Raw genomic sequence first — 26683 nt, 5'->3', positions numbered from 1 at the left:
ATGTCCACCACCGAAAGGCACCACCGCATGACACCCGTGACGAGCGCGGCCGAAACCGCGCCCAGGACGTACGCCTGGGAGATCAGGGCCGACGGCCTCAAGGTACGCGTCGGACGGAGCAGGATGGCCGTCGACGGACTCGGCCTCTCCCTGGGCACCGGCGCCCACGGCCTCCTGGGGCCCAACGGCGCGGGGAAGACCACCCTGATCCGGACACTGGCCACGGTGCTGCGCCCCACCAAGGGCGAACTGGAGATCCTCGGCACCTCCGTGCGCAGAACGGCCGACCACCGGGCCCTGCGCCGCCGCATCGGCTACCTGCCGCAGGACTTCGGCTACTACAAGCGCTTCACGGTGCGCGAGTTCGTCGAGTACATGGCCTGGTTGAAGGAGGTCCCCAAGGCGGACATCCCCGAAGCCGTCCAGCGCGCCGTGGAACGGGTGGGCCTGGCGGACCGCGCCGACCACCGGATGAAGACCCTGTCCGGCGGCATGGTGCGCCGGGCCGGCATCGCCCAGGCCATCGTCAACTCCCCGGAGGTGCTGCTGCTGGACGAGCCGACCGCCGGCCTCGACCCGGCACAGCGGCTGCGCTTTCGCGAACTGCTCCACGAGCTGGGCCGCGACACCTGCGTGATCGTCTCCACCCACCTGGTGGAGGACGTCGCGGCCGCCTGCTCCGACGTGCTGCTCTTCGCCGACGGCCGCCTCGTCTTCCAGGGCACCCCGGACGAACTCGCCGCCGCGGGCGGCCCCGAGCACCCGGGCGACAGCCCCCTGGAACGCGGCTACTCGGCGCTGCTCCGCGACTCCGGCCGGCAGGGAGGCGCCTGGTGAACGGACGTCTGCTGCGCACCGAGCTGAAGCGCTCGGCGGCCCCGTGGGCCGGAGCCGTCGTCCTGGGCGGCAGTCTGGCGGTCTTCTTCCTGATCGACGGAGTCTGGTGGCGGGGCACCGCGGGCTGGACGGCCCAGTGGACCACCATGGCCATGTGGACCCGTTCCCTGCTGGCCTTCTGGCTGCCGCTCGTGGTCGGCATCGGGGCGGTCTACGGGCTGCGTGAACCCCGCTCGCGGATGACCGAACTGCTGGCGACCACGCCGCTGCCGGCCTGGCGCCGCGCGGCGCTGCCGGCGGGAGCGCTCGCGCTCGCCCTGGCGGTGGGCTTCGGCCTCCTCGTCCTCACCGGCGGGGTGCGGGTGGCGCTCGGCCCGACCACCTACACGGGCCTCGGCTGGCTGCCGATCCCGCTGGTGGCGGTGCTGGGACTCGTCGCGGCCGCCGTGTTCGCCATGGGCGTCGCCCGGACGCTGCCCTCCGTCCTCACCCCGCCGGCCCTGGTGGTGGCCTGCCTCGTGATGACAAACGTGCTGCGGGTGCGGATCGAAGGGGAGGTGCCGGAGAGCAGGACGTCGAACCGGCTCGGCCTGTTGTCCCCGGTGACCGCGGAGCCGCGGCGGACGCTGCTGACCCTGTCCGACTCCGTCCACCTCGGCCAGACGCTCTGGCTGGTCGGCCTGCTCGCCACCGGCCTGGCGCTGCTGGCGGCCACCACCCGCCGGGCCCGGCTGCTCGCGCCGGCTCCCGCCCTGGCCGCCGCGGCCGCGGCCCTGCTGATCCTGCCGGCCGCCCCGCGCGACACCTACGTCGTCGACAAGGCCGCCGCCGCCCTCGTCTGCGACGGCCCGGTCTGCGTGACGCAGGCGAGCCAATCCCACCTGGCCGAGCTCGCACCGCGCGGCCGGGAGGCGCTGGGCGTCCTCCACGACGTCCTGGGCGACGCGGCGCCGACCTCGGTGCGGGAGGACACCGCCCTGCGCGCGCTCGGCGACCTCCGCACACTGTCCGCCGACACCGTGACGGTCGACTTCGACGACCAGCTGTTCATCGACGCGACCGGCAGCGACCTGACCCGCGCGCTGATCGCCCAGGGGCTGGCACCGAGCTGCCACGCCCGCACCTCCCGGGAGGGCGGGACACAGAACGACATCGCCCTCCAGAGCATCGCCGTGAGCTGGGCCCTCGACGACCCCACCCTCCGGCCGATGGCGGAGAAGGCCGCCGACGAGTACGCGCGCCGGACCTGGGCCGCCGCCGATGCCGCCTGGCAGGACCTCAAGGGGCTGGCCACGGCCGAGCAGCGCGCACGGATCGCCGAGCTGCGCACCGCCGCCCTCTCCTGCACGGCGCGGCTGCCCGAGCTCCCGGCGGGAGGTGCGCAGCGATGAGGTGGCTGACGCTGTACGCGCGTTCACGGCAGGTGCCCGCCTCGGCCGCCGCGGTCACGCTGGTCGCCCTGGCGGTGTGGGCCTTCACCCGGGGCGACGGCACGGGCGGGACGGAGGCGATGGACCCGACCGCGTTCTTCGTGCTCGCCGCGGGCGTGGCGGCCGGCTCCGTCGGGTTCGGCGGGCAGGACCTCGCCCTGGACCGGACGGCCGCGATCCGGTGGGCGCCCCGCCGGGTGGCGCACGTGCTGCTGGTCGGCGCGCTCGCCGGTGCGGCGCTGCTGACGGTCCAGGCGGCGGGCCCGAGGTTCGCCCCCACCGAGGTCGTCCTCCGGGACAGCGCGGGCCTGGTCGGCCTGGCCGCGCTCGGAGCGGTGCTCTGCGGGGCGCACCTCGCCTGGACGCTGCCGACCGCCTGGCTCGCGTTCACCGTCCTTGTCCCACCACTGCCACCCGACGCCGTGGGAAAGACGGTCGGCTGGATGACGTCTCCCCCGGGCACGGAGGCGTCCACCTGGGCCGCGGCAGCCCTCCTGCTGACCGGCAGCGCCCTGTACGCCACAGCCGGCCCGAGACGCTGACGATCACCTCCGCCGGCCACCGGATGATGACGGTCAGTCACGATTCGCATGGCCTGCGCCATGGACCACGGCGAGGAGAGCACAGGATGCCCGCCACGGTGGCCTCCCAGCCGTTGCGGCCATGGCCGCCCGACCGCTCAACAGCATCCCGCACCGCCCCTGCTGACCTGCGAACCCGGACACCAACCGCCGGCCGGCGGATCACGGCCTTCGCTCCGGACTGCGAGCAGGTCGTTTCCGCCCGGCAGTCAGGGAAGCCCGGCTCCCGCGCGGCTTCGCGGGAGTGCGCGGACGACGGACGTGACCGCCCTCAAGGTCGTCGCGGCCCGGTGAGCCCCCGGAGGACCCGAGAGTTCGACCGTGAGGCCCGCGGCGTCCTGGCGTCGGCCTGCGAGGTGTCCCCTTTCCGGTGAATGAGGCGCTCTTCGCTGCGCGGGTCGGCCGGCTGCCGGTACCCCTGGGAGGAAGGAGGGCTCCGCCGGAGCCCCGACGGAAGGAGTGCCGATGCGGGTGTCCCGCAGCTCAGCCCTGGTTCTCGCGGCCGCCGCCCTGCTGGCGCCGGCCGCGCTGGCGCCGGTCCCGGCGCAGGCCGCGGTGGCCTGTCACGGCAACGCCTGCGACGGCGGGAGCCCGAAGTCCGCGGGCTGCGCCGCGGACGCGCGGACGGTCCCCGGCAGCGAGGTCCCGAAGGCCGCCGACCACGTCCGCGCCTGGCTGCGCTACTCCAGGGCGTGCCACGCGGTGTGGGCGCAGGCCGACGCGTCCGACGGCTGGGAGTTCGCGGTCCAGATCCGCGGCGGCGCCTCCCACCACGCCTTCACCGTGACCTCGGGCCCGACGTACACCGCCATGGTCGGCGCGGACCACGAGCACCGGGTACGCCTGCGGGACTTCGACAACCAGTGGGAGGACGGACCGTGGCGCAAGGGCGGCAGCTGAGCCCGCGGCGTCCGCCCGCCCGGCCGGGAGTGCCGGCCGGGCGGGCGGGCGGGGCGGGCGGCGGACGGGTCGTCAGGCGGCCCGGCGGTCGTGGGTGAGGACGGCGGGGCCGATCCGTTCGGCGGTCACGCATTCCAGGTCGGCCCGGGGACCCTCGGCGGGGAACAGCCGTCGGCCGGTGCCGAGGACGGTGGGGAAGGTCAGCAGCCGGTACAACGGACGCCGTCGGCGCCCCTCCAGGGCGCTCAGGCAGGCATTGGCCGCGATCCGGTACAGCCAGGTGCGCACCGACGCACGCGCCGGGTCGTACCGGTCGCGGGCCTTCCAGGCCCGCAGCAGCGTCTCCTGCACGACGTCCTCGGCATCGTGGCACGACCCCAGCATCCGGTAGCGGAACGCCGTCAACTCGCCCCGGTACGGTTCGTCATCCGCCCGCCCATCATGCCGCACGGGCATCCCGCGCCCTCCGGGAGGAAGGCGCGGAGCCGGCGGTCGGTCCGTTCGGGGCGCCGTCGAGCCGCCCAGGGCGTGGCCGACCTGCGGCGATGGTGCTCATAGCGGCGTCGTAGCGGGCTCGAAGCGGCCCTCCGTACGGTCCTCCGCAGCGGCGCCGCCCCGTTCCGAGGTGGCGGTGACCGCGCGTCGGGCAGCGGTGGGAGCCGCTGCCGGGAGGGCGGAAGGATGAGACGACCACGATGGGGGCTGGCGGCCCGTCTGGCCGCGTTCGGGATGCTGGTGGGCGGCCTGACGGTGCCCGCCGGGCCGGCGGGCGCGGCGACGGCGCCGTGCTCGGCGGAGTCCCGGACGGTGACGGACTACAAGGGGCGGCCGTTCCCGAGGATCTACCACTGCGCCACCTACGTCGCCCAGACGATGTTCGCGAACATCCAGGACGCCGCGCCGCTCGACGACGTGACCGCCATGAACCTCGGGTCCGACATCTGGGGGGTCTGCCAGGTCCAGGGCCGGGCCAATCCGGTGATCCAGGGGAACACCAACACCTGGTGGCTCTACACCCAGGGCGACGCGGTCAACCGGGACAACAACTACGGCTACACCAACGCCTGGGGGTTCCTCCCCGCGACGGCCCTGGTCCAGGGCGAGCAGAACGCTCCGGTCCCCGGCGTGCCGGTCTGCGCCACCGACTACGCCGTCCCGGGGGCACCGGGCGTGGCGTCCGCGAAGTACCCGGCCGACGGCACCTGGTCCGGCGGCGCGGGCGAGGCCGGCTCGTTCACGCTCACCCCGGTGACCGGCACCACCGACCTCGCGGGCTTCGTGTACGGCCTGGACACCAACCCACCCGGCACGTTCGTCCCCGCGACCGGGCCCGTCACGGTCACCGTCACCCCGTCCGCGGTCGGTCCGCACACGCTCCACGTGCGGACGAAGGACAAGGCGGGCAACCTCTCCCCGGTCACCCGGTACACCTTCAGGACGGGCCGGGGCGCGGTGACCTCGCCGGCGGACGGCCGGCGCACCCCCGGCCGGGTGCCGCTGTCGGCGGCCTTCACCCCCGAGCACACCCAGGTCCGGTTCGAGTACCGGCGCGGCGAGGCCGACGCCTGGCGGACGGTGCCCGCCGCCGACACGGTGCTCGCCGCGAGCGGCACGGCGGTCACCTGGCCGGTGGCGACCACCGGCGGGGTCTCGCCCGATCTGCAGTGGGACGTCGCGCGGTCGCTGCCCGAGGACGGCACGATCGACCTGCGGGCGGTCTTCACGGCCGCGACGGGGAGCTCCCCCACCGAACCGGTGCGCCTCGTGCTCGACCGCGGCGCGGACGGCGCGGCCACCGAGGAGATCGGCCCCGGTTCGGTGAACCTGCTGACCGGTGACTTCGAGCTGACCACGACCGACGCCTCCGCGCTGGACCTCGCCGTCAGCCGCACCGCCTCCTCCCGCGAACCGGACGCCGGCGCCCGGCAGGAGGGCCAGGTCGCACCGTTCGGTCCGCAGTGGACGACCGGCGGCGTGGCCCAGGCCGCCGACAGCGACTACGTCCAGCTCCGGCGCACCTCGCCCACCTCGGTCGAGGTGGTGCGGACCGACGGCTCGGTGACCGGATTCACCGCCACCGCCGCCGGGGCGTGGACGCCCGAACCCGGCGCCGAGGCGCTCACCCTGACCGGCACGCTGTCCTCCGGCGGCTTCACGCTGGCCCGCACCGACGGCACCGTCACCACCTTCGAGAAGGTCGACCCGGCCGCGCCCACCTACCCGGTGCGGACCACCGCCCCCGCCACGCCCAACTCCACCGTGCTCCACATCGCGGAGAAGGTCGTCGGCGGCGACGGCACGGTGCGGGCCCGGCCGGTCCGGATGATCGCCCCGACCCCGGCGCTCGCCAACCTCGCCGTCTGCAACACCGCCTCGGGCGTCGCCCCGCCGCGCGGCTGCAAGGTGCTGGACCTGGTGTACGCCACGGCCACGACGGCGACGGCCACCGCGCTCGGCGACCGGGCCGGCCAGGTGCGCGAGGCCCGGGTCTGGGCCACCGACCCGGCGGACGGCGTGGTCAAGGCGTCCTCCGTCGCCCGCTACGCCTACGACGCCGAGGGACGGCTCCGCGAGACCTGGGACCCGCGGATCACCCCGGCGCTGAAGACCGCCTACGCGTACGACGACGCCGGCCGGGTCACCGGACTCACCCCGCCCGGCGAGCTCCCGTGGACCTTCACCTACGGCCGGGCCGGGAACCCGGCCACCGCGGGCGACGGCATGCTGCTGAAGGCCTCCCGGCCGACCCTGGTGCCCGGCAGCGCCGACCGCACCGACGGCACCGGCGCCGTCTCGGTGGTCTACGACGTCCCGGTCGCCGGCCCCGGCGCGCCCTACGCGATGGGCGCCACCGACATCGCCGGCTGGGGCCAGGGCGCCCGGCCCGTCGACGCCACCGCGGTCTTCCCCGCCGACCAGGTGCCCGCCTCCGCCACCGGACGCGGCGCGCTCGGCAGCGGCGACTACCGGCGGGCCACCGTGCACTACCTCGACGTGGACGGACGCTCCGTCAACACGGCGCAGCCGGGCGGCCACCTCTCCACCGTCGAGTACGACCGCGCCGGCCGTACGGTGCGGGAGCTCTCCGCGGCCGACCGGGCGCTGGCGCTGGGGCAGGGCGCGGGCGCGGCGGCGCGGCTGGCCGAGCTGGGCCTGCTCGGGCTCGACACGGACGAACGGGCCCGGCAGCTGTCCGAGCTGACGCTCCACGACGCCGCCGGGGGCCGGGTCACCGAGACCCTCGGCCCGCTGCACACGGTGGCACTGGCGGACGGGCTCGCCGCCGCCGACGGCCTGCCGGCGATCCCGCCCGGCGGGCGGACCCCGGCCCGCCGGCACGTGGTCAACACCTACGACACGGGCCGCCCGACCGACGGCTCGGCCGTCGTCGAGGACCTGGTCACCCGGGTGGACACCGGCGCGAGCGTCCCCGGCTATCCCGTGGACGCCGATGTGCGGGCCACGGCCACCGGGTACGACTGGACGACGGGCCAGCCCGTGCGGAACGTCCAGGACCCGAACGGCCTGGCGCTCACCCGCACCACCGGCTACGACGCGGCCGGCCGGGTCGTGCGCTCCGGTCTGCCGGCCTCCGACGGTTCCGACGCGGGCACCACCGTGACCGCCTACTGGACGGCGGAGGGCACGGGCGAGTGCGCCGGGCGGCCCGAGTGGGCCGGGCTGGTGTGCCGCACCGCCCCGGCCGGCCCGGTCGCCGGCGGCCAGGGCAATCCGCAGCAGCTGGTGACGAAGACGATCACCTACGACCGGTGGGGCCAGCAGGCGACGATCACCGAGACCGCCAACGGCGTGAGCCGCACCACCGCCAACACGTTCGACGACGCCGGCCGGGAGACCAGGAGCGCGGTCACCGGGGGCTCCGGCACCCCGGTCGCCGAGACCACCACCCAGTACGACCCGGCCACCGGCAGACGGGCCGGCACCACGGCGTCCACCGGCGGAACGGTCCTGCGCGAGTACGACCTCCTCGGCCGGCTGCTCGCCTACACCGACGCCGACGGCGGGCGCACCGCCTTCGGCTACGACGCGCTGGACCGGCCCGTCCGGGTCACCGACTCGGCGCCCAGCTCCACGACGTACAGCTACGACACGGTGAAGGAACCGCGCGGTCTCGTCACCGGCCTGTCGGACTCGGTCGCCGGGGCGTTCACGGCCTCCTACGACGCCGCCGGGCGGCTCTCCGCCGCCACGCTCCCGGGCGGGGTGAGCCTGGAGCAGGCCGCCGACGAGACGGGTCAGCCGGTCCGCCGGTCCTACACCCGCAACGGCGCGGTGCTGCTGGCGGACGCCGTCACGCCGACGGTCCACGGCCAGTGGAGCAGCCGGTCCGGTCCGGCCGCGGTGACCTACCGCTACGACCGGGCCGGACGCCTCACCACGGTCGACGAGACCGCGAACGGCGGGTGCACCCGGCGGACGTACGCCTTCGACCGGAACTCCAACCGCACCGCCGGGACCACCGCCGCCACGGCGGCCGGCTCCTGCGCCACGACGGGCGGCAGCACCGAGACGTACGCCTACGACACCGCCGACCGGCTGGTCGGCACCGGGTACGCGTACGACGCCTTCGGGCGGACCACCTCGCTGCCGGGCGGAACGGCGATCCAGTACCACGTCAACGACCGGGTGCGCAGCCAGACGTCGGGCTCCACCCGGCAGACGTGGGAGCTGGACCCGGCGATGCGGCCGCGCTCCTGGGTCGTGCAGGAGAGGGCGGCGGACGGCAGCTGGACCACCTCGGCCGGCAAGGTCAACCACTACGGCTCCGAGGACGACTCGCCGCGCTGGATCGTCGAGGACCGGGCGACGGGAGCGATCACCCGCAACGTCGTGGGCATCGACGGCAACCTGGCCGCGACCACCTCGGCCGGCGGCGACGTCCGCGTCCAGCTGACCGGCCTGCACGGGGACGTCGACGCCGTCCTCGACGCGGCCGGCGGCACGGTGACGACCAGGGCCACCGACGAGTACGGCGTGCCCGCCGCCGGACAGCCTCCGGCGGCACGGTACGGCTGGCTCGGGCAGAAGCAGCGCTCGGCGGAGGCGCAGGGCGGCACGCTGCTGATGGGCGTGCGGCTGTACGCGCCCGCGCTGGGGCGGTTCCTCCAGGTGGACGGGGCCCTGGGCGGCAACGCCAACGCGTACGAGTACTGCAACGGGGACGCCGTCAACTGCACCGACACCACGGGGTACGGCGGCTGCTCGCTGTGGGGGCGCCTGTGCGGGCAGGTGCTCAACCTGAGCCGCAGCCCGGTGCGGATCGCCAGGGACTGGAACTGTCACGGCCCGTGCCCCTCACCTCAGGCGACCCTGAGGCCCGGTATGAGCTCACGATCGTTCTACTCGGACACCGACGGTTTCAAGACCTCCACCCGCGCTTACGTGACCATCGGCTTCAACGTGGGCTGGGGCACGGCCCGACCGGGCCGTTGGTACCAGATCCACAACTTGTGGGCGCCGCACATCATCTGGTGATCGCCCACCGACCTCAGGACGCCCGGTGCCTCACCAGCACCGGGCGTTCGCCGATCCGCAGGGCGCCGCCCGGGGCCAGGGAGGTCGTGGTGCCGTCGAGGTGGTCGACGCGGTAGGCGTCGGGGCCCGCCGTCATCACGGCCTCGCCGTGGTCCGTCCAGCGGATGGCGGCCTCCTCCCCCTGCGCACCGTGCTCGCCCCGGACGAGGAACCGGCACTCCCACACCGCGGCCGGCAGACCCACCGCCGTGCCGTGACCGCAGGAGCGGATCCGGGCTCCGGCGAGCCAGCGCTGGAGTTCCTCCACGGCCAGCGCCGCCCGGGTGGGCGGCCCGCCCTCGGCCTGGAGGACGAGCGGCAGCCGGCGGCCGCCCCAGCTGTAGAAGTACATCCGCGGGTACCGCAGGTAGAGGCCCACCAGGTAGAACCGGACGGCCTGGTCCACCGCCTGTTCCTCGCCCAGCGTGGAGTCGGCCGCCAGGCGGTAGGTCGTCCCGGTGTTCCACAGCGGCAGGTGGCTGCCGGCCTGGTGGAAGGTGCGGTCGATGAGCGCGCCGAGTTCGACGATGGTCTCCGGCGCGTCCCCCTCGTTGCGCTGGTGGAGCTTCACCCCGGCGGCGTCGCAGTGGCGGTAGCCGCCGGCGGCGGCGAAGTCGGCGAGGAAGCGGCGGGGCGTCTCGTCCCAGAGCTCGCCCATGGACGGGCAGACCACGGTGGCCGACGGGTCGGCGGCCTTGATGATGCGCGCGGCCCGTTCGGTCAGTGCGGCCAGTGTCTGCGGGTCACCGGTGTAGAAGCGCGGGGAGTTGGCCGTGTTCCACAGCTCGTACGCGTCGATCCGGCCCCGGTAGCGCTCGGCCACCCGGCGGACGTACTCGTCCCAGTCGGCCGGATCCGCGGGCGGACCGGTCCGGGAGCCGTCGTCGTAGGCCATCCGGGGCGCGTCCGGGGCGGCCCAGCCCGGGGTGCCGCCCATCGTGTAGAGGACCGGCAGCCGTTCCTCGCCCGCCCCGGCGACGAGGCGGTCGAGGATCTCCCAGTCGAACTCGCCGCGGCGGGGCTCGACGTTGGTCCACCGGGTGCGGCTGTCCCACAGCCGCACGGCGCCGACCCGGAAGGACGGCATCGCGCCCGAGGAGCTGTTGAGCGTCACGCCGAACAGCTCCGGGGCGACGGGCGCCGCGGGCTCCCCCACCCAGGCGGGGCCGAGCACCTGCTGCGACGGCCCGCGCTCCGGGGCCGGGGTGCCCGGGGCGCCCGGCGCGGAGGCGTCCCCGCGCACGGCCACCGGCAGCAGCACCAGCAGCAGGCCGAGGACCAGGCTCGCCGCGCCGGTGCGGCCGCGGACCGGTGCGGCGGCCCGCGCCGGTGGCCGTACGACGGGACCGGGCGGCGCCTCGGCGGGCTCCCCCGCCACCGGGCCGGCGAGGGAGAGCGCGGGATCCGCGGCGAGGATGGCCGCGTGGACCCGCCGCAACTCCTCGCCGGGCCGGACGCCGAGCTCGTCGTCGAGCAGTTCACGGCCCCGGGCGTACACGGCGAGCGCGTCGGCCTGCCGTCCGCAGCGGTACAGCGCGAGCATGTACTGGGCGCGCAGCCGCTCCCGCAGCGGGTGATCGGCGGTCAGCGGCACCAGCTCCGGAACGAGTTCGCCGTGCCGGCCGAGGGCGAGGTCGGCCTCCAGCCGTTCCTCCAGCACGGCCAGCCGGTCCTCCTCCAGGCGTGCGGCGACCGCGTCGGAGAACGCGGTGCCGATGTCCTCCAGCGCAGGACCCCGCCAGAGTCCGAGCGCCCGCCGGTAGGCCTCGGCGGCCGTATCCGTCTCACCGGCCCGGGCGGCGGCACGGCCCCGTTCGACGTGCTCGCGGAACTCCGCCAGGTCGAACGAGGCGGTGCCGGCCACGCTGAGCACGTACCCGGGCGCGCGCGTCTCGATCAGCGGCGTCCCCGCCCCGTCCTCCCCGAGCGCCCGCCGCAGCCCGTGCACCAGGGACTGCACCTGCGCCCGCGCCGAGGCGGGCGCCGCGTCGCCCCACACCGCGTCGATGAGCCGGTCCAGCGAGACGACCTGACCCTCGTTCAGCAGCAGGACGGCCAGCAGGGCCCGCCGTCGCGGCCCGGCGATCGGGACGGCCCGGCCGTCCCGGCGTATCTCCAGCGGCCCCAGCACCGCGAACTCCAGCACGCCTGTCCCCCGGCTCCCCGCTGCGGTCGAAAGCTGGACCGGCCCCCCTCAAGATCCGGCCGATCGCGAGGTCATGGTGTCATGCACGGACCTACGGGGTCACCCACTCCTGCGCCACGGCCCGGCCGTGGCGGAGACCGCTACGGCGCGACCGGTCGCGCGGGGGTGCGGGCGGCGACCATCCGCAGGTGCTCCTCGAAGAACCAGCGCGGGTCCCCGCCCATCCGCACCAGCAGGACGAGCGCCGTCACGGCGACGTCGCACGCCTCCTTCCGTACGTCGTCCCAGTCATGGGAGCGCCCCTTGCGCGGGTTCTCCCCGAGCGCCCCGATCGCGGCCTCGGCGACCTCTCCGACCTCCTCCTGGAGCTTCACGATCTGCATCAGCCAGCGCTGCTCGCCGACCATCGCGGAGTGCGAATCAAGGCTTCGGGCAAGGGAGTTGAGCGTCTTCCAGGTGTCGTCCATGGCGCTGGATCCTGCCGCTGTTCGAACCGTCCGTTCAACACGGGCGGTTCCCGGCGAGCCTGTGGCGAACGCGGCGTTTCCGGGCAGCGGCCCACGACGCCCCCGCACCGCCCCGCCGGGCCCTCCCACGCCCGACGCGCCCGACGCGCCCGCCCCCGCCCGGATCGACGTCGCCACCGCAGGTTCACCTGACCGGGTGCGCTTCCGCGCCCGCCCCGGCGACGCGCCCGGCCGGGGCGTCAGGGGGTCCGGGCCTCGATGTGGGCGAGATGGGCGGCGAGGACGTCTTCGAGCACGGCGCGGCGGTCCGCTCCGAGGGGGCGGAGGTCGCGGGCGAAGTGGGCCAGGGCGGGGAAGCGGTCGGGGTCCGCGCCGAGCACCGCGACGCGGAACTGCTCCATGCCCTGCTCGTACTCCTCGGGGGTGATGGCGCTGAAGCCGGCCTCGGCGGAGATCAGCGCGGCGATGAGGGTCACGATGCGGTGGTAGCGGAGCGGGATCTCCTCATCGGGCAGGCCGGAGGCGCGCAGGGCTTGCAGCACCTCCTCCATGACCGCCCGGGAGCCGGTGCCGCCGGAACCGTAGCGGCCCCAGACCGCCGCGAGCTGGGGCTGTTCGCCGAAGGCCTCGCGCAGGCGCAGGGCCAGGGCGGTGATGCGCTGCTTCCAGTCGCCCTCGGGGCGGTGGCCGTCCATGGCGGCCAGCAGGACGCGGTCGGCGACGGCGCGCAGCAGTTCGGTCCTGTTGCGGAAGTGCCGGTAGAGGCTGGAGGAGTCGGTCCCCAGCGCGGCGGCGAGTCTGCGCACGCTGAACGACTCGGCGTCGCCCGTGCGCAGCAGCTCCGCCGCCGCCTTGAGTATCTCCTCGGTCGACCATCGCCTGCGGCCAGTCATCTCGCCCCTCTCGTCAGGGTCTCAGCCTAACCCGTGCACTTGGTGTTGCACGCACCGCGTGCATAATGAGGACGACCAGCTGTCCGAGCGTCACCGCACACCCGGCGACCGGCCGGGAGGGAAGAAGGACACATGAGCGGGAGCACGACCGCCGCGCGGCCGCCCGAGCCGGACTTCTCGACGGTCACCGCCGAGGAACTGCTCGCCTACCGCGAGGCGGAGAACCGCTTCCGGGCCTCCGGCGCGGCGCGGGCGTTCCTCGGGGAGCCCGACCCCGGCGCCGCCGTCGAGTGGCAGCGGGTTGCGCTGCCCGGGCGGGACCTGCCGGTCCGGGTGTACCGGCCGGCCACCGACCGGAACCGGGACGGTGACGGTGGCGGGGACGGCGCCACCCGGACCGCCCTGCCGCTCGTCGTCCACGTCCACGGAGGCGGTTTCGTCGGCACGGCGGTGCAGTGCGACTGGACCAACAGTCACCTCGCCGCCCGGCTGCCCGCGCTCGTCGTCTCCGTCGAGCACCGGCTCCTCGCGCCCGGCAGCCCGCTCGCGGACGCCGCCGACGACGGCTGGGACGTCCTCGGCCACGTGCTGCGGCACGCCCGGGAGTGGGGCGCCGATCCGGCGCGCACGGCCGTCTTCGGCGAGAGCTTCGGCGCGCTGGTCAGCGCGCTGACCGCCCTCCGGGCGAGGGAGGCGGGCCTGGAGCTCAGGGCGCAGGTCCTGGTCAACCCGCTGGCCGATGTGACCGACGCGATGTTCGACCTGCCCTCCGTCACCGAGTACGCCCACGAGCCGTCCCCGGCCCTGCCGCTCCTGCGGTTCGTCCAGCGGCTCGCCGTCCCGCAGGGGACCGACGCCCGCACGCTCTCGCCGCTGCACGCGGACGACCTGGGCGGCCTGGCCCCGGCGCTCGTGGTGGTGCCCACCCGGGACGCGCTCGCCGATCACGGCCGCCGCTACGCCGAGCGGCTGCGCGCGGCGGGGACGCCCGTGCGGCTCTCCGAGTACCCGGACGCGCAGCACGCGTTCCTCACCCTGCCCGGCCTCGAACCGCAGGCCGCGACGGCCCAGGCGGAGATCCTCCGCTTCCTCCGCGCGGCCCTGGGGAACTGACGGAGGGGAACACCGGGGCACCCGGGGACGACGAGGGCGCGCGACCGACGGCACGCCGGCCGGGCCGGTCCCTCACCGCCGGGGCCGCCGCCGGGGGCCGCCACCACCGCGTACACGGGAGGACGACACAGTGCACCGCATCGGCATCATCGGAGTGGGCGAGATCGGCCGGGCGATCGTCGAGGGCCTGCGGGGCGGCGGCGCCTCCGCACCGCCGGAGGAGGTCTTCCTCTCCCCCCGGGGGGCCCGGACCGCCGCCGAGCTGGCCGGGCGCTTCGAGGGCGTCCGGGTGTGCGCCGACAACCAGGAGGTGGTGGACCGCTCCGAGCTGGTGGTCCTCGCGCTGCGCCGCCAGGACCACCGCGCGGCACTCGCCGGGCTGAAGGTGGACGACACCAGGACCGTGGTCAACCTGATGGCCGGCGTCTCCACCGAGGAGCTGCGCCGGACCCTCGCCACCGGCGCCCCGATCGTCCACGCCATCCCGCTGCCCGCCGTGCGCGAGCGCCGTTCGGTCACCGTGACCCGGCCCTCGCACCCGGTGGTGGACGCCCTCTTCGACCGGCTGGGCGGGGCGCTCCCGGTGGCGGACGAGGACACCTTCGCCGTCCTCTCCGCGCTGACCGGGACCCTCACCGCCCACTACGCCTACCTGACCGCCCTCACCTCCTGGGCCACCGATCACGGCATCGCGCCCGAGGTGGCCGACCGCTACGTGCGCGGCCTCTTCGAGAGCGTCGGCCGCTCCCTGGCCGACGGGACCCGCCCCCTGCACCGGCTCGCCGCCGACCACGAGACACCCGGCGGGAGCAACGAGCGCATCCGCACCACCTGGTTCGGTCCGGCCAACGCCGCGGCCCTCGGGGAGGCCCTGGACGGCCTGCTCGACGATCTGCGCTGAGCCGCGCCCGGGGGCCGCCGCCCGGCCGCGGCCCCGATCCGGGGCGGGCCTGCCCGTCCCCGGTGCTGCCCGGCCCGGAGCCCCACCGTAGGCTGCCACCATGACCGGTGATCGAATGACTGTCCACGCCGCCCTGGAAACCCTGCTGGCCGGTAACCGGCGATTCACGGCGGGATCCCCCGAGCACCCCAACCAGGACGCCGCCCGGCGGGCGGCCATCGCCCCCGCGCAGAGCCCGTTCGCCGTCCTGTTCGGCTGCTCCGACTCCCGCCTCGCCGCGGAGATCATCTTCGACCAGGGGCTGGGCGACCTGTTCGTGGTGCGCACCGCCGGGCACGTGGTCGGCGCGGAGGTGCTGGGCAGCATCGAGTACGGCATCAGCGTGCTCGGCAGCCCGCTGGTCGTCGTCCTCGGTCATGACTCCTGCGGCGCCGTCGCCGCGACCCGCGCCGCCGTCGAGGAGGGCACCACGGCCACCGGCTACGTGCGCGACGTGATCGAACGCGTGACCCCGAGCGTGCTGGCCGCCCGGGCGGCGGGGCACACGGAGAACTCCGACTTCATCGACACCCACATCCAGCACACCGTCGACCTGCTCCTGGAGCGCTCGCGCACCCTCGCCGAGGCCGTCGCCGCCGGGACGGCCGCGGTGATCGGCGTCTCCTACCGCCTGGCCGACGGCACCGCGCACCTGGTCACCGCGCACGGTCTGGAGGAGGCGCCCGCCGGCTCGCCCTCGTAGACCGGGCCGCTCAGCCGAGGATCAGCGGCAGCCTCACCCCGGGAGCCCCGGGGAGCCCGAGCCCTCCGGAGTCGTCGGGCGCCCCGGGGCCGGGCGCCCCGAGCCACGACCGCTCGGCCGGTGTCGCGGGGCGCCGCCCGGTGCCGACGAGCAGTGCGTCGGCGTCCGCGAAGGGCGCGGGGAACGGGGCCCCGGCGACGCGCTCCAGCAGCCGCCGTGCCGCGGCGAGCCCCTCGGCGGGCGGTCCCGGCACGTGCGGCAGGTGGACGACCAGGTCCAGGTGGTGCAGCGTCCACTCCAGGACGTAGGCGTCCAGGTAGTCGCGCACGGTCAGCACCTGCCCCTGGGTGGCCACCCGCAGCGCCGGGTCGGCGAGCTCCGCGGCACGCCCGGCCGCGGAGCCGACGTCGTCCAGGTGGAAGCGCAGCAGCGCCGGGTCCCCGTACGCGGCGGCCAGCCGGACGGTCAGGGCGTCCAGCGGGTCCGGCCCGTCCGGCGGTCCGGCGGCGGGCCGCCAGTACGACGCCGCGTCCGTGGTCGGTTCCGCCGGGGACGGGGTCACCAGGGTGATCAGCACGTCCTGGGCGTCGATCACCAGGTGGCACACCAGGTCCCGCACCAGCCAGCCGGCGCACCCCGACGGCCGGGTGAAGTCCTCCGCCGCGAGTGCGTCGACCGCCGACCGCAGCGCCGCCCACGACGGCCCGAAGAGTCCCATCGGCGCACGCTACCACCGCCCGCGGCCGGGGGCCGGGGGCCGCACGACGCCGGGGATCAGACCGCGGCGGCCTGCGGCCGGAAGGTGCGGATCGCGTCGTGGCCCTCCTGGACGACCGCGTAGCTCGACTCGGGAACGGGGTTCCAGGCCCCCGGCAGGTCGCCCAGCGGCTCGGAGACGATGATGCGGGCCTGCTCGGACGCCATCTGCAGGACGGGGTTGTCCGGGTGCAGGGCGCGCAGCGCCTGGACGCTGGTGCTGAAGTACAGCGACCGCGAGGCGCGCTCGCTCGAATAGCGGAACGCCCACAGCCGCTTGCCCTCGGAGACCGCCACCGTCATCTGCAGGGGGTCGGCGACGCCGTGGCGGGCCGCCGTCGCCTCGACGAAGCCGGCCATGCGCTCGACGGCGCCCGGGACGTCGTCGCGCAGCCCGAAGGTGAGCGCCAGGTGGAACATCAGCTCCGAGTCGGTGGAGCCCTCGATCGAGGGGTAGAAGGAGGCGTCCACGGCGACCATCAGGTCGCGCTTGAGTTCCGGGAAGTCGCGGATCGACCCGTTGTGCAGCCACAGCCACGGTCCGTAGCGGAAGGGGTGGCAGTTGGTCTGCTGCACCGCCGTGCCGGTGGAGGCGCGGATGTGGGCGACGAACAGCGGTGAGCTCACGCACCGCGCCAGCTCGCGCAGATTGCGGTCGCTCCAGGCGGGCCCGGTCCCCCGGAAGACCGCGGGCTCCACGACGCCGCCGGGCTCCCGGAGGCCGGGCGCGCCCTGGTCGGCGGGGTACCAGCCGATGCCGAACCCGTCGCCGTTGGTCGTCTCCACTCCCATCCGGGCGTGGAGGCTCTGGTCGATCAGCGAGTGGGCGGGCTTGTAGAGCAGGACCTCCAGCCTGATCGGGGATCCGGAATAGGCCAGCCAACGACACATGCGGCTCACCTTCCTCACGGGAGACGCGGCCTCACGGCACCGCGGCCGCACGACACCGCGGCGCGCGGACCTTCGGCCGGGCTCCTTCCACGGTAGGCCGAGGAGCCCGCCCGGGCGCGCGGAGCACCGCGGCGCCGCCCCGGCCCACCGGCCGGCCCTCAGGCGGACTTGGCGGCCCGGAGGAACTCCGCGATCAGGGCCGGGTCCTTGACGCCGCGCCGCACCTCCACGCCGCTGGAGACGTCCACACCCCACGGCTTGGCGACGGCGATCGCGTCGGCGACGTTCGCCGGGCTCAGCCCGCCCGCCAGCACCCACCGCCCGGCCGGGGGCGTCCGCCCCAGCGCGGACCAGTCCCACGGCTCGCCCGCCCCCGCCACCGGCGCGTCGAGCAGCAGCAGGTCCTCGCCGAAGTCACCGCTGTCCGCCCCGGCCGCGGCGGCCGCCGAGGTGGCCCGGATCAGCGGCAGCCCCAGGTCGGACAGCTCCGCGAAGGCGGCCGCCGGGTGGTTGCCGTGCAGCTGCACCGCCCGCACCCCGGTGGCGCGCACCGCCTCGCGCACGTACGCGGCCGGCTCCTCGCGGAAGACGCCCACCGTCAGCACCCCCTCGGGCACCGCGGCGGCCAGCTCCCGCGCCAGCTCCGGCGACACCCGGCGCGGGCTCTCGGTGAGCACGAACCCGATCGCGTCGGCACCGGCCGCCACGGCGGCGGCGACGTCCTCGGCGGTGCTGAGACCACAGATCTTCACGAACACGTTCCCGGACGCTCCCTACTCGACGGCGGCTGCCAGGGTACCCCCGGGAGGCCGGGACGGGAGCGCCGTGATCGCGCCCGATTGGGAGCTTTTCCCCGAATGGGAAGGAGTGCGCGGATCGTCCCTCCTTCTGACGACCTGTCGCATTGTTCGTCTTCAGATCGATACAAACCCCGAGGGATTCCGACTATTCCTTATGGGATCTTTATGCCCTGACCTTTCCTCAGGTCGGACCCACAGACGATGATCCCTCGGGAGTAGCGTTGCTACGGAAGTCCCAGGCCTCACCTGCGTTCGCAGGTGGGGCCTTCACTACGCGCAGGGCACGGCGAATAGCCGTGCTCGCCGCCCTCGGCCTGCTGGTGGAGACCGGCGTGGCCCTCAACGGGCTGACCGCGCCCCCGGCGGCGGCCGCGGAGCCCTCGCCCGCGGCCCGGTCCGCCGGCACCGCCCCGGTGACGGAGGCGCCCGACCAGACGTCGGCGCTGCTGGCGGCCCGGACGAACAACCGGCGGATCGAGGTGACCGGGGCCCGGACGGAGACCCTCACCCTCTGGGCCAACCCGGACGGCACGCTGAGCCAGGAGCTCTCGGCCGGCCCGATCCGGATGAAGCTCGGCGAGGCCTGGGTGCCCGTCGACACCACGCTGGTGGAGACCGGCGACGGCAAGGTCGCGCCGAAGGCGCACCCGGAGGGCCTGGTGTTCGCCGGCGGCGACGCCTCGGTGAAGACCGGCGACCCGCTGCCGTCCGCGGCCCCGGTCGTGCCCGCACCCGCCTCCCCGGCCCCGGCCGTGCCCGCGGACCCGTCCGCACGGGCCCGCCGCGCCCCGGCCGCCGCATCGCCGTTCGCGGCGCCGGCCCCGGCGGCCGAGGCGCAGCCCCAGGCCCCGGCGCCCGCCCCGGCCCCGCAGGACCTGGTCAAGGTCGGCTCCGGCGACCGGCAGGTCGAACTCGGCTGGCTCGGCAAGCTGCCCAAGCCGAAGCTCTCCGGCTCCACCGCCACCTACCCGGACGCCCGTCCGGGCGTGGACCTGGTGCTGGAGGCCACCAGGACCGGCTTCGAGCAGTACCTGATCGTCAAGGACCGGGACGCCGTCTCCCAGGCCGGCACGCTGACGCTGCCGCTGGACACCACCGGCTACCAGGTGGAGCGCCAGGACGACGGCTCGATCCACCTGACCGACGCGGCGGGCGGCAAGCCCACCGTGCGGATCCCCGCCCCGGTGATGTGGGACGCCGCGCTGGACGAGGCGTCCGGCGAGCACCTGCACCGCGGCGCGGTGTCGATGGAGCTGCGCGGCGCGGGCCCGGGCAGCGAGCTGGTGTTCACCGCGGACCCGGCGTTCCTGGCGGACCCGGGCACCCGGTACCCGGTGACCATCGACCCGGTGGTCGACGTCGGCACCAACTTCGACACCTTCGTCCAGACCGACTTCGGCTCCGACCAGTCCTCGTCGACCGAGCTGAAGGTCGGCACGTACAACGGCGGCGCGGTCAAGGCCCGTTCCTTCCTGCACTTCCCCGGTGGCGGGTTCAACGGGAAGCAGATCCTGAACGCCAAGCTGTACCTCGCCAACTTCCACTCCTACTCCTGCAGCCCCAGGAAGTGGGAGGTCTGGGCGGCCCAGTACGCGAGCACCGGGAGCAGGTGGGGCAACCAGCCCGGCCTGATCACCAAGTACGGGGAGTCCACCGACACCTGGGACATCGCGGGCGACCCCGACTCGTACAACTGCTACGCGTCCGACGGCACCTACTGGGCGAAGGCGGACGTCACCAACCTGGTGCGCGACTGGTCCGGCATGGGCGCGGGCACCTACGCGCTGGGCCTGAAGGCCACCGACGAGAACGACTCCTACGGGTGGAAGAAGTTCGAGTCCTCCGAGGGCGGCCACGCCCCGTTCCTGTCGATCACCTACAACTCGGTGCCGCCGACCCCCTCGACGGTCGACGTCCTGCCCTCCCAGCAGGGCAACCCGCGCTACACCTCCTCCGCCACCCCGGTCTTCCAGGTGCTGGCCAGCGACCCGGACGGCGGTGACGTCGGCGCCGACTTCGACCTGTACCGCGAGGGCGTCTTCGTCAAGCGCGTCTACAAGCAGGGCCCCAACGGCAGCTACCTCCAGGTCCGGCCCGCCGACTTCGGGCTGGCCCGGCTCGACGAGGGCGTGTCGTACTCGATCGGCTCGCGGCTCTGGGACGGCCAGGTCAACTCGGGGTGGACGCCGAGCGTCACGGTGATCGCCGACACGGCGAAGCCGGCCTCGCCGTTCGTCAACTCCGCCTCCTACCCGTCGGACGGCCTCTGGCACGGCTCGGCCGGACAGGCCGGCACCTTCACCTTCACCCCGGCCCCCGGGGTCGCCGACCAGATCGCCTTCGTCCACAGCCTCGACGGCGCCGCCGCGGTGACCCTCGACGCCACCGGCGCGGCGAACGCCACCATCACCCCGGCCACCGACGGCCACCACACCCTGAAGGTCCAGTCGAAGGACCGGGCGGGCAACCTGTCCGACCCGACCGTCTTCGCCTTCTCGGTCGGCCAGGCCGGGCTGGTCTCCCCGGTCGACGGCAGCCAGGCCGCCAAGCGCGTCAAGCTCCAGGTCGACGCCCAGACCCAGTACAAGCGGGTGGTCTACCAGTACCGGCGCGGCCCCGGCGCGACCGAGTACAACGTGCCGCTCGCCAACCTGGCCAAGGCCGACAACACGCCCGTCACCGACCCGAAGCCGCTGCTCGCCGACCTCGGCCCGCACGCCAACTGGACGGTCGTCGACACCCTCGGCACCGTCGGCGGCGTCGTCCAGGTCCGCGCCCTGCTGTTCCCGCAGGACGGCTCCGGCACCGGCTACCCGACCGCCTGGAACACCATCACCGTCGACCGCAACGCCGACGGCGCGGCCGGCGCCGACATCGGCCCCGGCTCGGTCAACCTGCTGACCGGCGACTACTCCGTCGACGTGACCGACGCCGACGAGTTCGGCGTGTCGGTGGCCCGCAGCTCCTCCTCGCGCGACCTCGGGCGCGGCTGGCAGCCGCAGGGCGAGCGCCTGACGGCCAACCAGCGGCAGATCGGGTTCGACACCAACGGCTTCACCGCCGTCCAGGCCACCGTCGAGCGCTCCACCGCCCGCGGCCACGACAACAGCACCGACTCGCTGCGCATCGTCGCCAACGCCACCGGCCAGGACTCCTACGCCGCCATCGGCGACCACTCCATGGCCATGGGCATAAAGCCCGGCCGGACCTACCGGCTCTCCGGCTGGATCTACGTCCCCGGCGCCACCGGTCTCGGCCCCGACTTCACCGACCGCGGCCTGCGGCTGGCCGGCTTCACCAAGACCGCGGCCGGCTACGCCCAGATCACCTCCGGGAAGGCCGGGTTCACCGACGGCTGGCAGCAGCTGACCGTCGACATGGCCGTCCCGCAGGACGCCACCGAGGCGTTCTTCCGCCTCTACAACGGGTTCTCCGGCAACGGGAAGGAGGTCTTCTTCGACGATCTGTCGCTGAAGGAGATCGTCGCGCCGTTCGGCCCGCAGTGGTCCGGCGGCCCGGACGCCGGTACCGGCTCCGAGTACCGCTCGCTGGGCTTCCCCGAGTCCGACCTGGCGGAGATCAAGCTCACCGACGACTCCTCGCTCACCTTCGCCAAGGGCACCGGCGGCACGTTCTTCCCGGAGCCGGGCGCCGAGTCGCTCACCCTGACCGCCCAGCCCGCCGTGGCCGGCCGGATCACCACGCCGACCACCGGCCGCTGCCTGGACGTCAACGGCGGCAACACCGCCAACGGCACCGCCATCCAGACCTGGGACTGCAACAGCAGCGGCGCGCAGCAGTGGGTCCTGGGCGACAACGGCTCGGTCTCCGCGGTCGGCAAGTGCCTGGACGTCCCGAACGCCTCCACCGCGGACTACACCAAGATCCAGCTGTGGGACTGCAACGGCACCGGCGCCCAGCAGTGGGAGGTCCGCCCCGACGGCAGCCTGATGAACGCCAACTCCGGCAAGTGCCTCGACGCCCCGGACTCCGGCGGCCAGGGCACCCAGGTCACCCTGCACTGGTGCCACGGCGGTCTCAACCAGAAGTGGACCCCGGCCAACTCCGGTACCACCTACAAGCTCACCGACCTCGACGGCAGCACCACCGTGTTCGCCCGGGGTCTCGGCACGAACGCGTTCCAGGTCCAGAGCGAGACCGGCGCGGAGGCGGCCTCGACCACCCGCTACGTCTACGACGTCACCGACGGCCGGGCGCTGCCCAAGCGCGCCGTCCCGACGGTGGAGCCCGGCGTGGACGACGCGGGCGGCTGCCTGGTCGACCCGCTGCCGCGCGGCTGCGAGGCGATGGACTACGACTACGCGGTCACCACGACGGCGGTCGCCGGGACCCCCGGTGACTTCACCGACCGGATCCGCTCGGTCAGGGCCTGGTCGTGGAACCCGGTCACGGCGAAGCAGGAGGCCGTCGAGGTCGCCCGCTACGCGTACGACGAGCGCGGCCGGCTGGTCCAGGTGTGGGACCCGCGCCTGGCCCAGCCGCTGAAGACCACGTACGACTACGACGCGGACGGCCGGGTCACCCGGATCACCGCCGCCGGTGAGCTGCCGTGGAACCTCGACTACGGGAAGGCCGCGGCCGACCAGGACCCGGGGCGCCTGCTGAAGGTCCGCCGCGCCGCGCTGGCGCAGGGCAGCAAGGACCAGGTCAGCGGCGAGGTGGCGACCAACGTCGTCTACGAGGTCCCGCTGACCACCGGCGCCGGCGGTCCGTACGACCTGTCGGGCGCGGACGTGGCGAAGTGGGCGCAGCTGGACGCGCCGACCGACGCCACGGCGGTGTTCGGTCCGGAGGACGACCCGGGCGTCAACACCGCGACGGCCGTCAAGCCCGGTCCGGGCGGCTACAGGCCGGCCGCCGTCCACTACCTCAACGCCTCCGGCAACGAGGTCAACGCGGCGAGCCCGTCCGTCACCCCCGGGGGTGACATCGACACCACCGAGTACGACCGCTATGGCCATGCCGTCCGGACCCTGGAGGCCACCAACCGGGCCATCGCCCTGGGCACCCACCCGGACACCGCCCGGTTCGTCGAGGAGCTCGGCCTGCCCGCGGCGTCCGCCGACCGGGCCCGTCTGCTCGACTCCCGCACCACCTTCAGCGCGGACGGCCTGGACGTCGTCGAGACGCTCGGCCCGGTGTACCGCGCCTCGCTCGCCGAGGACGTCGCGGCCGGCACCAACCCGGCGGCCGTCACGGTCGAGGGCGAGAACATGCCCCGCCTGGGCACGACCGCCTCGGTCATCACCCAGAACGGCGACGGCAGCTGGGTCGGCGGGGGCGGCTGGTCCGGCAACGCCCAGGTGATGCTGCTCGGCAAGAAGACCGGGGACAGCGCCTCGTTCCGGGTCAGCGTCCCGGAGGAGGGCAAGTACCTGCTCTCCGCCAGGATGACCAAGGCCGCCGACTACGGCATCGTCAAGTTCGTCCTCGACGGCACCGACGTCACCGGCAGCTTCGACGGCTACAACAACGGCGTCACCACCTCCCCGTGGTCCGCCGGCGCCCCGCTGCAGCTGGCCCGCGGCGACCACCAGCTCGACCTGGTCGTCACCGGCACCAATCCGTCGGCCGGCCAGCCGTACTACCAGGCGGGCATCGACACCCTCACGCTGACCAAGACCACCGTGAACCCGGCCCTCGCGGCGGGGACGCCGGTCGTGGCGCGGGACCACAACACCAACACCTACGACGAGGGGAAGCCGGACGGCAAGGCGTACCACCTGGTCACCACCCAGACCGACGGCGCCCGGATCGACGGATACGCCGACGACGTCGAGCTGCGGGTCACCAGGACCGGCTACGACACGCCGATCGGCGGGACCTCGGGCTGGGCGCTGAAGACCGCGACGTCCATCACCACGGACGCGCTGGGCGCCAAGCTGACGTCGACGGTCAGGTACGACGCCTCGGGCCGGGCCGTCGAATCCCGCAAGCCGGGCTCGAACGGTGCGGATGCCGGGACGGTGAAGTCGGTGTTCTACACCGCCGGCGCCAACCCGGACGACGCGCTGTGCGCCAACCGTCCGGAGTGGGCGGGCCTGCCCTGCGTGACCGGTCCGGGTGGTGCGATCACCGGCGCGGACGCGTCGCGGATGCCGACGACGCTGCCGGTCAAGCGGGTCACCCGCTACTCGCCGTTCGGCGAGCCGGAGGAGGTGACCGAGACCAACGCCGGAAAGTCCCGCAAGACCGTCACCACCTACGACGGCGCGGACCGCATCACCTCCACCGAGATCACCTCGGACGAGGGCAAGGCGCTGCCGAAGGTCACCACCGAGTACGACCCGGCCACCGGCGACATCGTGAAGACGAACGCAGACGGCAAGTCGCTGACCCGGGTGATCGACCAGCTCGGCCGGCTGATCTCCTACACGGACGCCGACGGCGGTACCACCACCTCGGAGTTCGACAGGTTCGGCAAGCCGGTCAAGGTCACCGACCCCACCGGGTTCACCACGTACACCTACGACCGCGCGAAGGAGCCGCGCGGACTGGTCACCTCCGTCAACGACAGCGTGGCCGGTGAGTTCACGGCGAAGTACGGTCCGGACGGTCAGCTGGTCGAGCAGACCTACCCCGGCGGGATCGTCCGCAAGGACACCACCAACGCGGTCGGCGAGGAGACCGGCCGCACCTACACCCGCACCAGCGACAACAAGGTGATCTGGGCGCAGACCACCGACATTTCCACCCAGGGCCAGGTGGCCAAGGACACCAGCTCCACCGCCACCCGCTCCTACCAGTACGACCGGCTCGGGCGGCTGGTGAAGGCCGAGCAGTCCACGGTCACCGCCGGCTGCGTCACCCGCCAGTACGCCTTCGACACCCACTCCAACCGTCTGTCCAAGCAGACGTCCCCCAAGGGGGCGTCGGGCGAGTGCAGCACCGGCGGGGCGACGGCGGAGAACCACACCTACGACAGCGCCGACCGCCTCACCGACGCGGGCTTCACCTATGACGCCTTCGGGCGCACGGTGCAGACCGCGACCGGCGCGACCAACACCTACTGGGCGAACGACAAGGTCGCGGCCCAGGAGAAGGGGGACACCAAGCAGGAGTGGGCACTGGACGCCGCCCACCGCCTGACCGCGTTCACCACCTCGAAGAAGCAGGCGGACGGCTCCTGGGCCAACGCCACCTCGAAGCTGAACCACTACGGCGACGACTCCGACGAGGTCCGCTGGACGATCGAGGACACCACCCAGGGCACCCTGACCCGCAACGTCTCGGGCCCGGACTCCGACCTGGTGGCCACCACCAGCAGGACCGGTGACGTCCAGCTCCAGCTGACCAACCTGTTCGGCTCGGTCGTCATCACCACCGACACCGCGCTGACCAAGCCGGTCGTGCTGGACTTCGACGAGTTCGGCATCCCCCAGGACGGCCAGGAGACCGTCCGCTACGGCTGGCTGGGCGGCAAGCAGCGCTCCGCCGAGGCCCAGGACGGCGACATCCTCATGGGTGCCCGCCTCTACAGCCCCGCGCTCGGGCGGTTCCTGCAGATCGACCCGGTGCCCGGTGGCAACGCGAGCCCGTACGACTACTGCACCGGCGACCCGGTCAACTGCACCGACCTCGACGGCAACTGGGGCATGCCCAAGTGGCTGAAGAAGACGGTGACGGTGGTCGCCAAGGTCGCCGAGGTGGCGTCCTACATCCCCGGCCCGATCGGCGCCGTCGCGGCTGCCGTCTCCTCGGTGTCCTACGCGGCCACCGGCAACTGGGCGAAGGCCGCCGAGATGGCGGTGACGGCGGTCGCCGCGAGCGTCGGCGCCGGCCCCGTCGTGAAGGCCGCCGCGACGGCGGTCCGGACGAGCCGGGCGGCGGCACGTGTCCAGAAGGTCGCGTCCACGGCCAGGAACGTCTTCCGCCGAAGCGGCTGCAACTCCTTCGCACCCGACACGCCCGTCCTCATGGGCGACGGCAGCTACCTGCCGATCGACGAGATCGAGGTCGGCGACTACGTGTCGGCCACCGACCCGAAGACCGGCCGCACCGAACCCCAGCCCGTGCTCGCCGTCATCGTGGGCTACGCCACGAAGCACATGGTCGAGGTGCGCACGGAAGGGGACGACGACGCCCCGGGCATCGAGGCCACCGCGAGCCACCCGTTCTGGACGGAGGAGGACGGCTGGGTCGACGCCGCCGACCTGCAGCCGGGCGACCACCTGCGGTCGCCCGACGGCAGCGCCCCGGTGGTCGGCTCCGTGGTGGACCTGGGGGAGGTGGCGGACCAGCTCGTCTACAACCTGAACGTCGGGAACACCCACACCTACACCATTCTCGACGGGACGGGCCACGACGTCCTGGTGCACAACTCCGCCTGCGGATTGAACGCCAATAACCTGAACTGCTCCTGCGGCAGCCACTTGTACAAGATCTATGTGAAGGGGACTAACATCCTTCACAAGTACGGCACCGGCACCGGATCGAAGCGGCACGGACTCCGGCTCGACGGAAAGTCCAAGCGCGCGGAGAAGCAGGTCCGGAAGCTGAACAAGAAAGCAGGGTACGAGAAATACGAATCCAAGGTGTTGCGTAGATTCGGCACCGTGGGGGCGGCCAAGAAGGTCGAGACCGCGAAGATCAGGAAGCACACCAAGCGGTTCGGCCGCCGGGCCCCCGGCAACCCCGTGGACCATTGAGCGGCGCCGGAAACGGCGGCGC

The 26683-nt window shown here is 74.1% G+C and carries 15 protein-coding genes and 1 pseudogene; 9 read left to right on the top strand and 7 right to left on the bottom strand.

Going from position 1 to position 26683, the window contains the following annotated elements:
- Positions 1–27: 27 nt before the first annotated feature.
- The 4 genes from ACFVVL_RS14020 (at position 28) to ACFVVL_RS14005 (ending at position 3748) form a co-directional block, all read left to right on the top strand.
- On the top strand, positions 28–837 hold the full coding sequence (locus ACFVVL_RS14020) for an ABC transporter ATP-binding protein (RefSeq protein ID WP_387674635.1): 810 nt from the start codon (positions 28–30) through the stop codon (positions 835–837).
- Positions 834–2228 carry a hypothetical protein gene (locus tag ACFVVL_RS14015; protein WP_387674632.1) on the top strand — a complete coding sequence of 465 codons (1395 nt, stop codon included), beginning with the start codon at positions 834–836 and terminating at the stop codon, positions 2226–2228. Before ACFVVL_RS14020 ends, ACFVVL_RS14015 begins: the two co-directional genes overlap by 4 nt.
- Positions 2225–2809: a hypothetical protein gene (locus ACFVVL_RS14010; RefSeq protein ID WP_387674629.1), complete on the top strand. Its 585-nt coding sequence runs from the start codon at positions 2225–2227 to the stop codon at positions 2807–2809. The genes ACFVVL_RS14015 and ACFVVL_RS14010 overlap by 4 nt, the downstream gene beginning before the upstream one ends.
- Positions 2810–3319: 510 nt before the next feature.
- Complete coding sequence (locus tag ACFVVL_RS14005; RefSeq protein WP_380292648.1) at positions 3320–3748, top strand: DUF2690 domain-containing protein; 429 nt, start codon at positions 3320–3322, stop codon at positions 3746–3748.
- 135 nt (positions 3749–3883) lie between these two features.
- On the opposite strand, the pseudogene ACFVVL_RS14000 reads toward ACFVVL_RS14005, so the two are convergent.
- A pseudogene (locus ACFVVL_RS14000) lies at positions 3884–4204 on the bottom strand (sigma-70 family RNA polymerase sigma factor); the annotation flags it as partial.
- Between the two features lie 225 nt (positions 4205–4429).
- Here ACFVVL_RS14000 and ACFVVL_RS13995 point away from each other — a divergent pair.
- Positions 4430–9244, top strand: a complete 4815-nt coding sequence (locus tag ACFVVL_RS13995) for an RHS repeat-associated core domain-containing protein (protein WP_387674625.1) — start codon at positions 4430–4432, stop codon at positions 9242–9244.
- A 13-nt stretch (positions 9245–9257) separates the two neighbouring features.
- On the opposite strand, the gene ACFVVL_RS13990 is transcribed toward ACFVVL_RS13995, so the two are convergent.
- The 3 genes from ACFVVL_RS13990 to ACFVVL_RS13980 form a co-directional block, all read right to left on the bottom strand.
- Positions 9258–11429 (bottom strand): BTAD domain-containing putative transcriptional regulator, encoded by a 2172-nt coding sequence (locus tag ACFVVL_RS13990; RefSeq protein ID WP_387674622.1) that lies wholly within the window; start codon positions 11427–11429, stop codon positions 9258–9260.
- Between the two features lie 140 nt (positions 11430–11569).
- Positions 11570–11896 carry a MazG-like family protein gene (locus ACFVVL_RS13985; protein ID WP_387674619.1) on the bottom strand — a complete coding sequence of 109 codons (327 nt, stop codon included), beginning with the start codon at positions 11894–11896 and terminating at the stop codon, positions 11570–11572.
- 239 nt (positions 11897–12135) lie between these two features.
- Positions 12136–12789: a TetR/AcrR family transcriptional regulator gene (locus ACFVVL_RS13980; RefSeq protein ID WP_387674616.1), complete on the bottom strand. Its 654-nt coding sequence runs from the start codon at positions 12787–12789 to the stop codon at positions 12136–12138.
- Between the two features lie 132 nt (positions 12790–12921).
- On the opposite strand from ACFVVL_RS13980, the gene ACFVVL_RS13975 reads away from it, so the two are divergent.
- The 3 genes from ACFVVL_RS13975 to ACFVVL_RS13965 all read left to right on the top strand — a co-directional run bounded on the left by ACFVVL_RS13975 (position 12922) and on the right by ACFVVL_RS13965 (position 15545).
- The gene (locus ACFVVL_RS13975) at positions 12922–13902 is read left to right on the top strand and encodes an alpha/beta hydrolase (RefSeq protein ID WP_387674613.1); all 981 of its coding nucleotides are present in this window, start codon (positions 12922–12924) and stop codon (positions 13900–13902) included.
- Positions 13903–14032: 130 nt separating this feature from the next.
- A complete protein-coding gene (locus ACFVVL_RS13970; RefSeq protein WP_387674611.1) occupies positions 14033–14803 on the top strand; it encodes an NAD(P)-binding domain-containing protein in 771 nt (256 codons plus the stop codon).
- Positions 14804–14903: 100 nt separating this feature from the next.
- A complete protein-coding gene (locus tag ACFVVL_RS13965; protein ID WP_380292632.1) occupies positions 14904–15545 on the top strand; it encodes a carbonic anhydrase in 642 nt (213 codons plus the stop codon).
- A gap of 10 nt (positions 15546–15555) precedes the next feature.
- Here the strand turns inward: ACFVVL_RS13965 and ACFVVL_RS13960 are convergent, their stop codons facing one another.
- The 3 genes from ACFVVL_RS13960 to ACFVVL_RS13950 all read right to left on the bottom strand — a co-directional run bounded on the left by ACFVVL_RS13960 (position 15556) and on the right by ACFVVL_RS13950 (position 17944).
- A complete protein-coding gene (locus ACFVVL_RS13960; RefSeq protein WP_387674607.1) occupies positions 15556–16263 on the bottom strand; it encodes a maleylpyruvate isomerase N-terminal domain-containing protein in 708 nt (235 codons plus the stop codon).
- Between the two features lie 56 nt (positions 16264–16319).
- Positions 16320–17192: a class II glutamine amidotransferase gene (locus ACFVVL_RS13955; protein WP_380292628.1), complete on the bottom strand. Its 873-nt coding sequence runs from the start codon at positions 17190–17192 to the stop codon at positions 16320–16322.
- 158 nt (positions 17193–17350) lie between these two features.
- Positions 17351–17944: a phosphoribosylanthranilate isomerase gene (locus tag ACFVVL_RS13950; protein WP_387674604.1), complete on the bottom strand. Its 594-nt coding sequence runs from the start codon at positions 17942–17944 to the stop codon at positions 17351–17353.
- A gap of 344 nt (positions 17945–18288) precedes the next feature.
- Between ACFVVL_RS13950 and ACFVVL_RS13945 the strand changes: the two genes are divergently transcribed.
- Positions 18289–26661 (top strand): ricin-type beta-trefoil lectin domain protein, encoded by an 8373-nt coding sequence (locus tag ACFVVL_RS13945; protein WP_387674601.1) that lies wholly within the window; start codon positions 18289–18291, stop codon positions 26659–26661.
- Positions 26662–26683: the final 22 nt, after the last annotated feature.

It is taken from the genome of Kitasatospora sp. NPDC058115 (genome assembly GCF_042884635.1).
In the GTDB taxonomy this organism is placed as follows: domain Bacteria; phylum Actinomycetota; class Actinomycetes; order Streptomycetales; family Streptomycetaceae; genus Kitasatospora.
The sequence above is the reverse complement of the archived record's forward strand: the minus strand, read 5'-3'. Positions and strand labels throughout refer to the sequence as shown.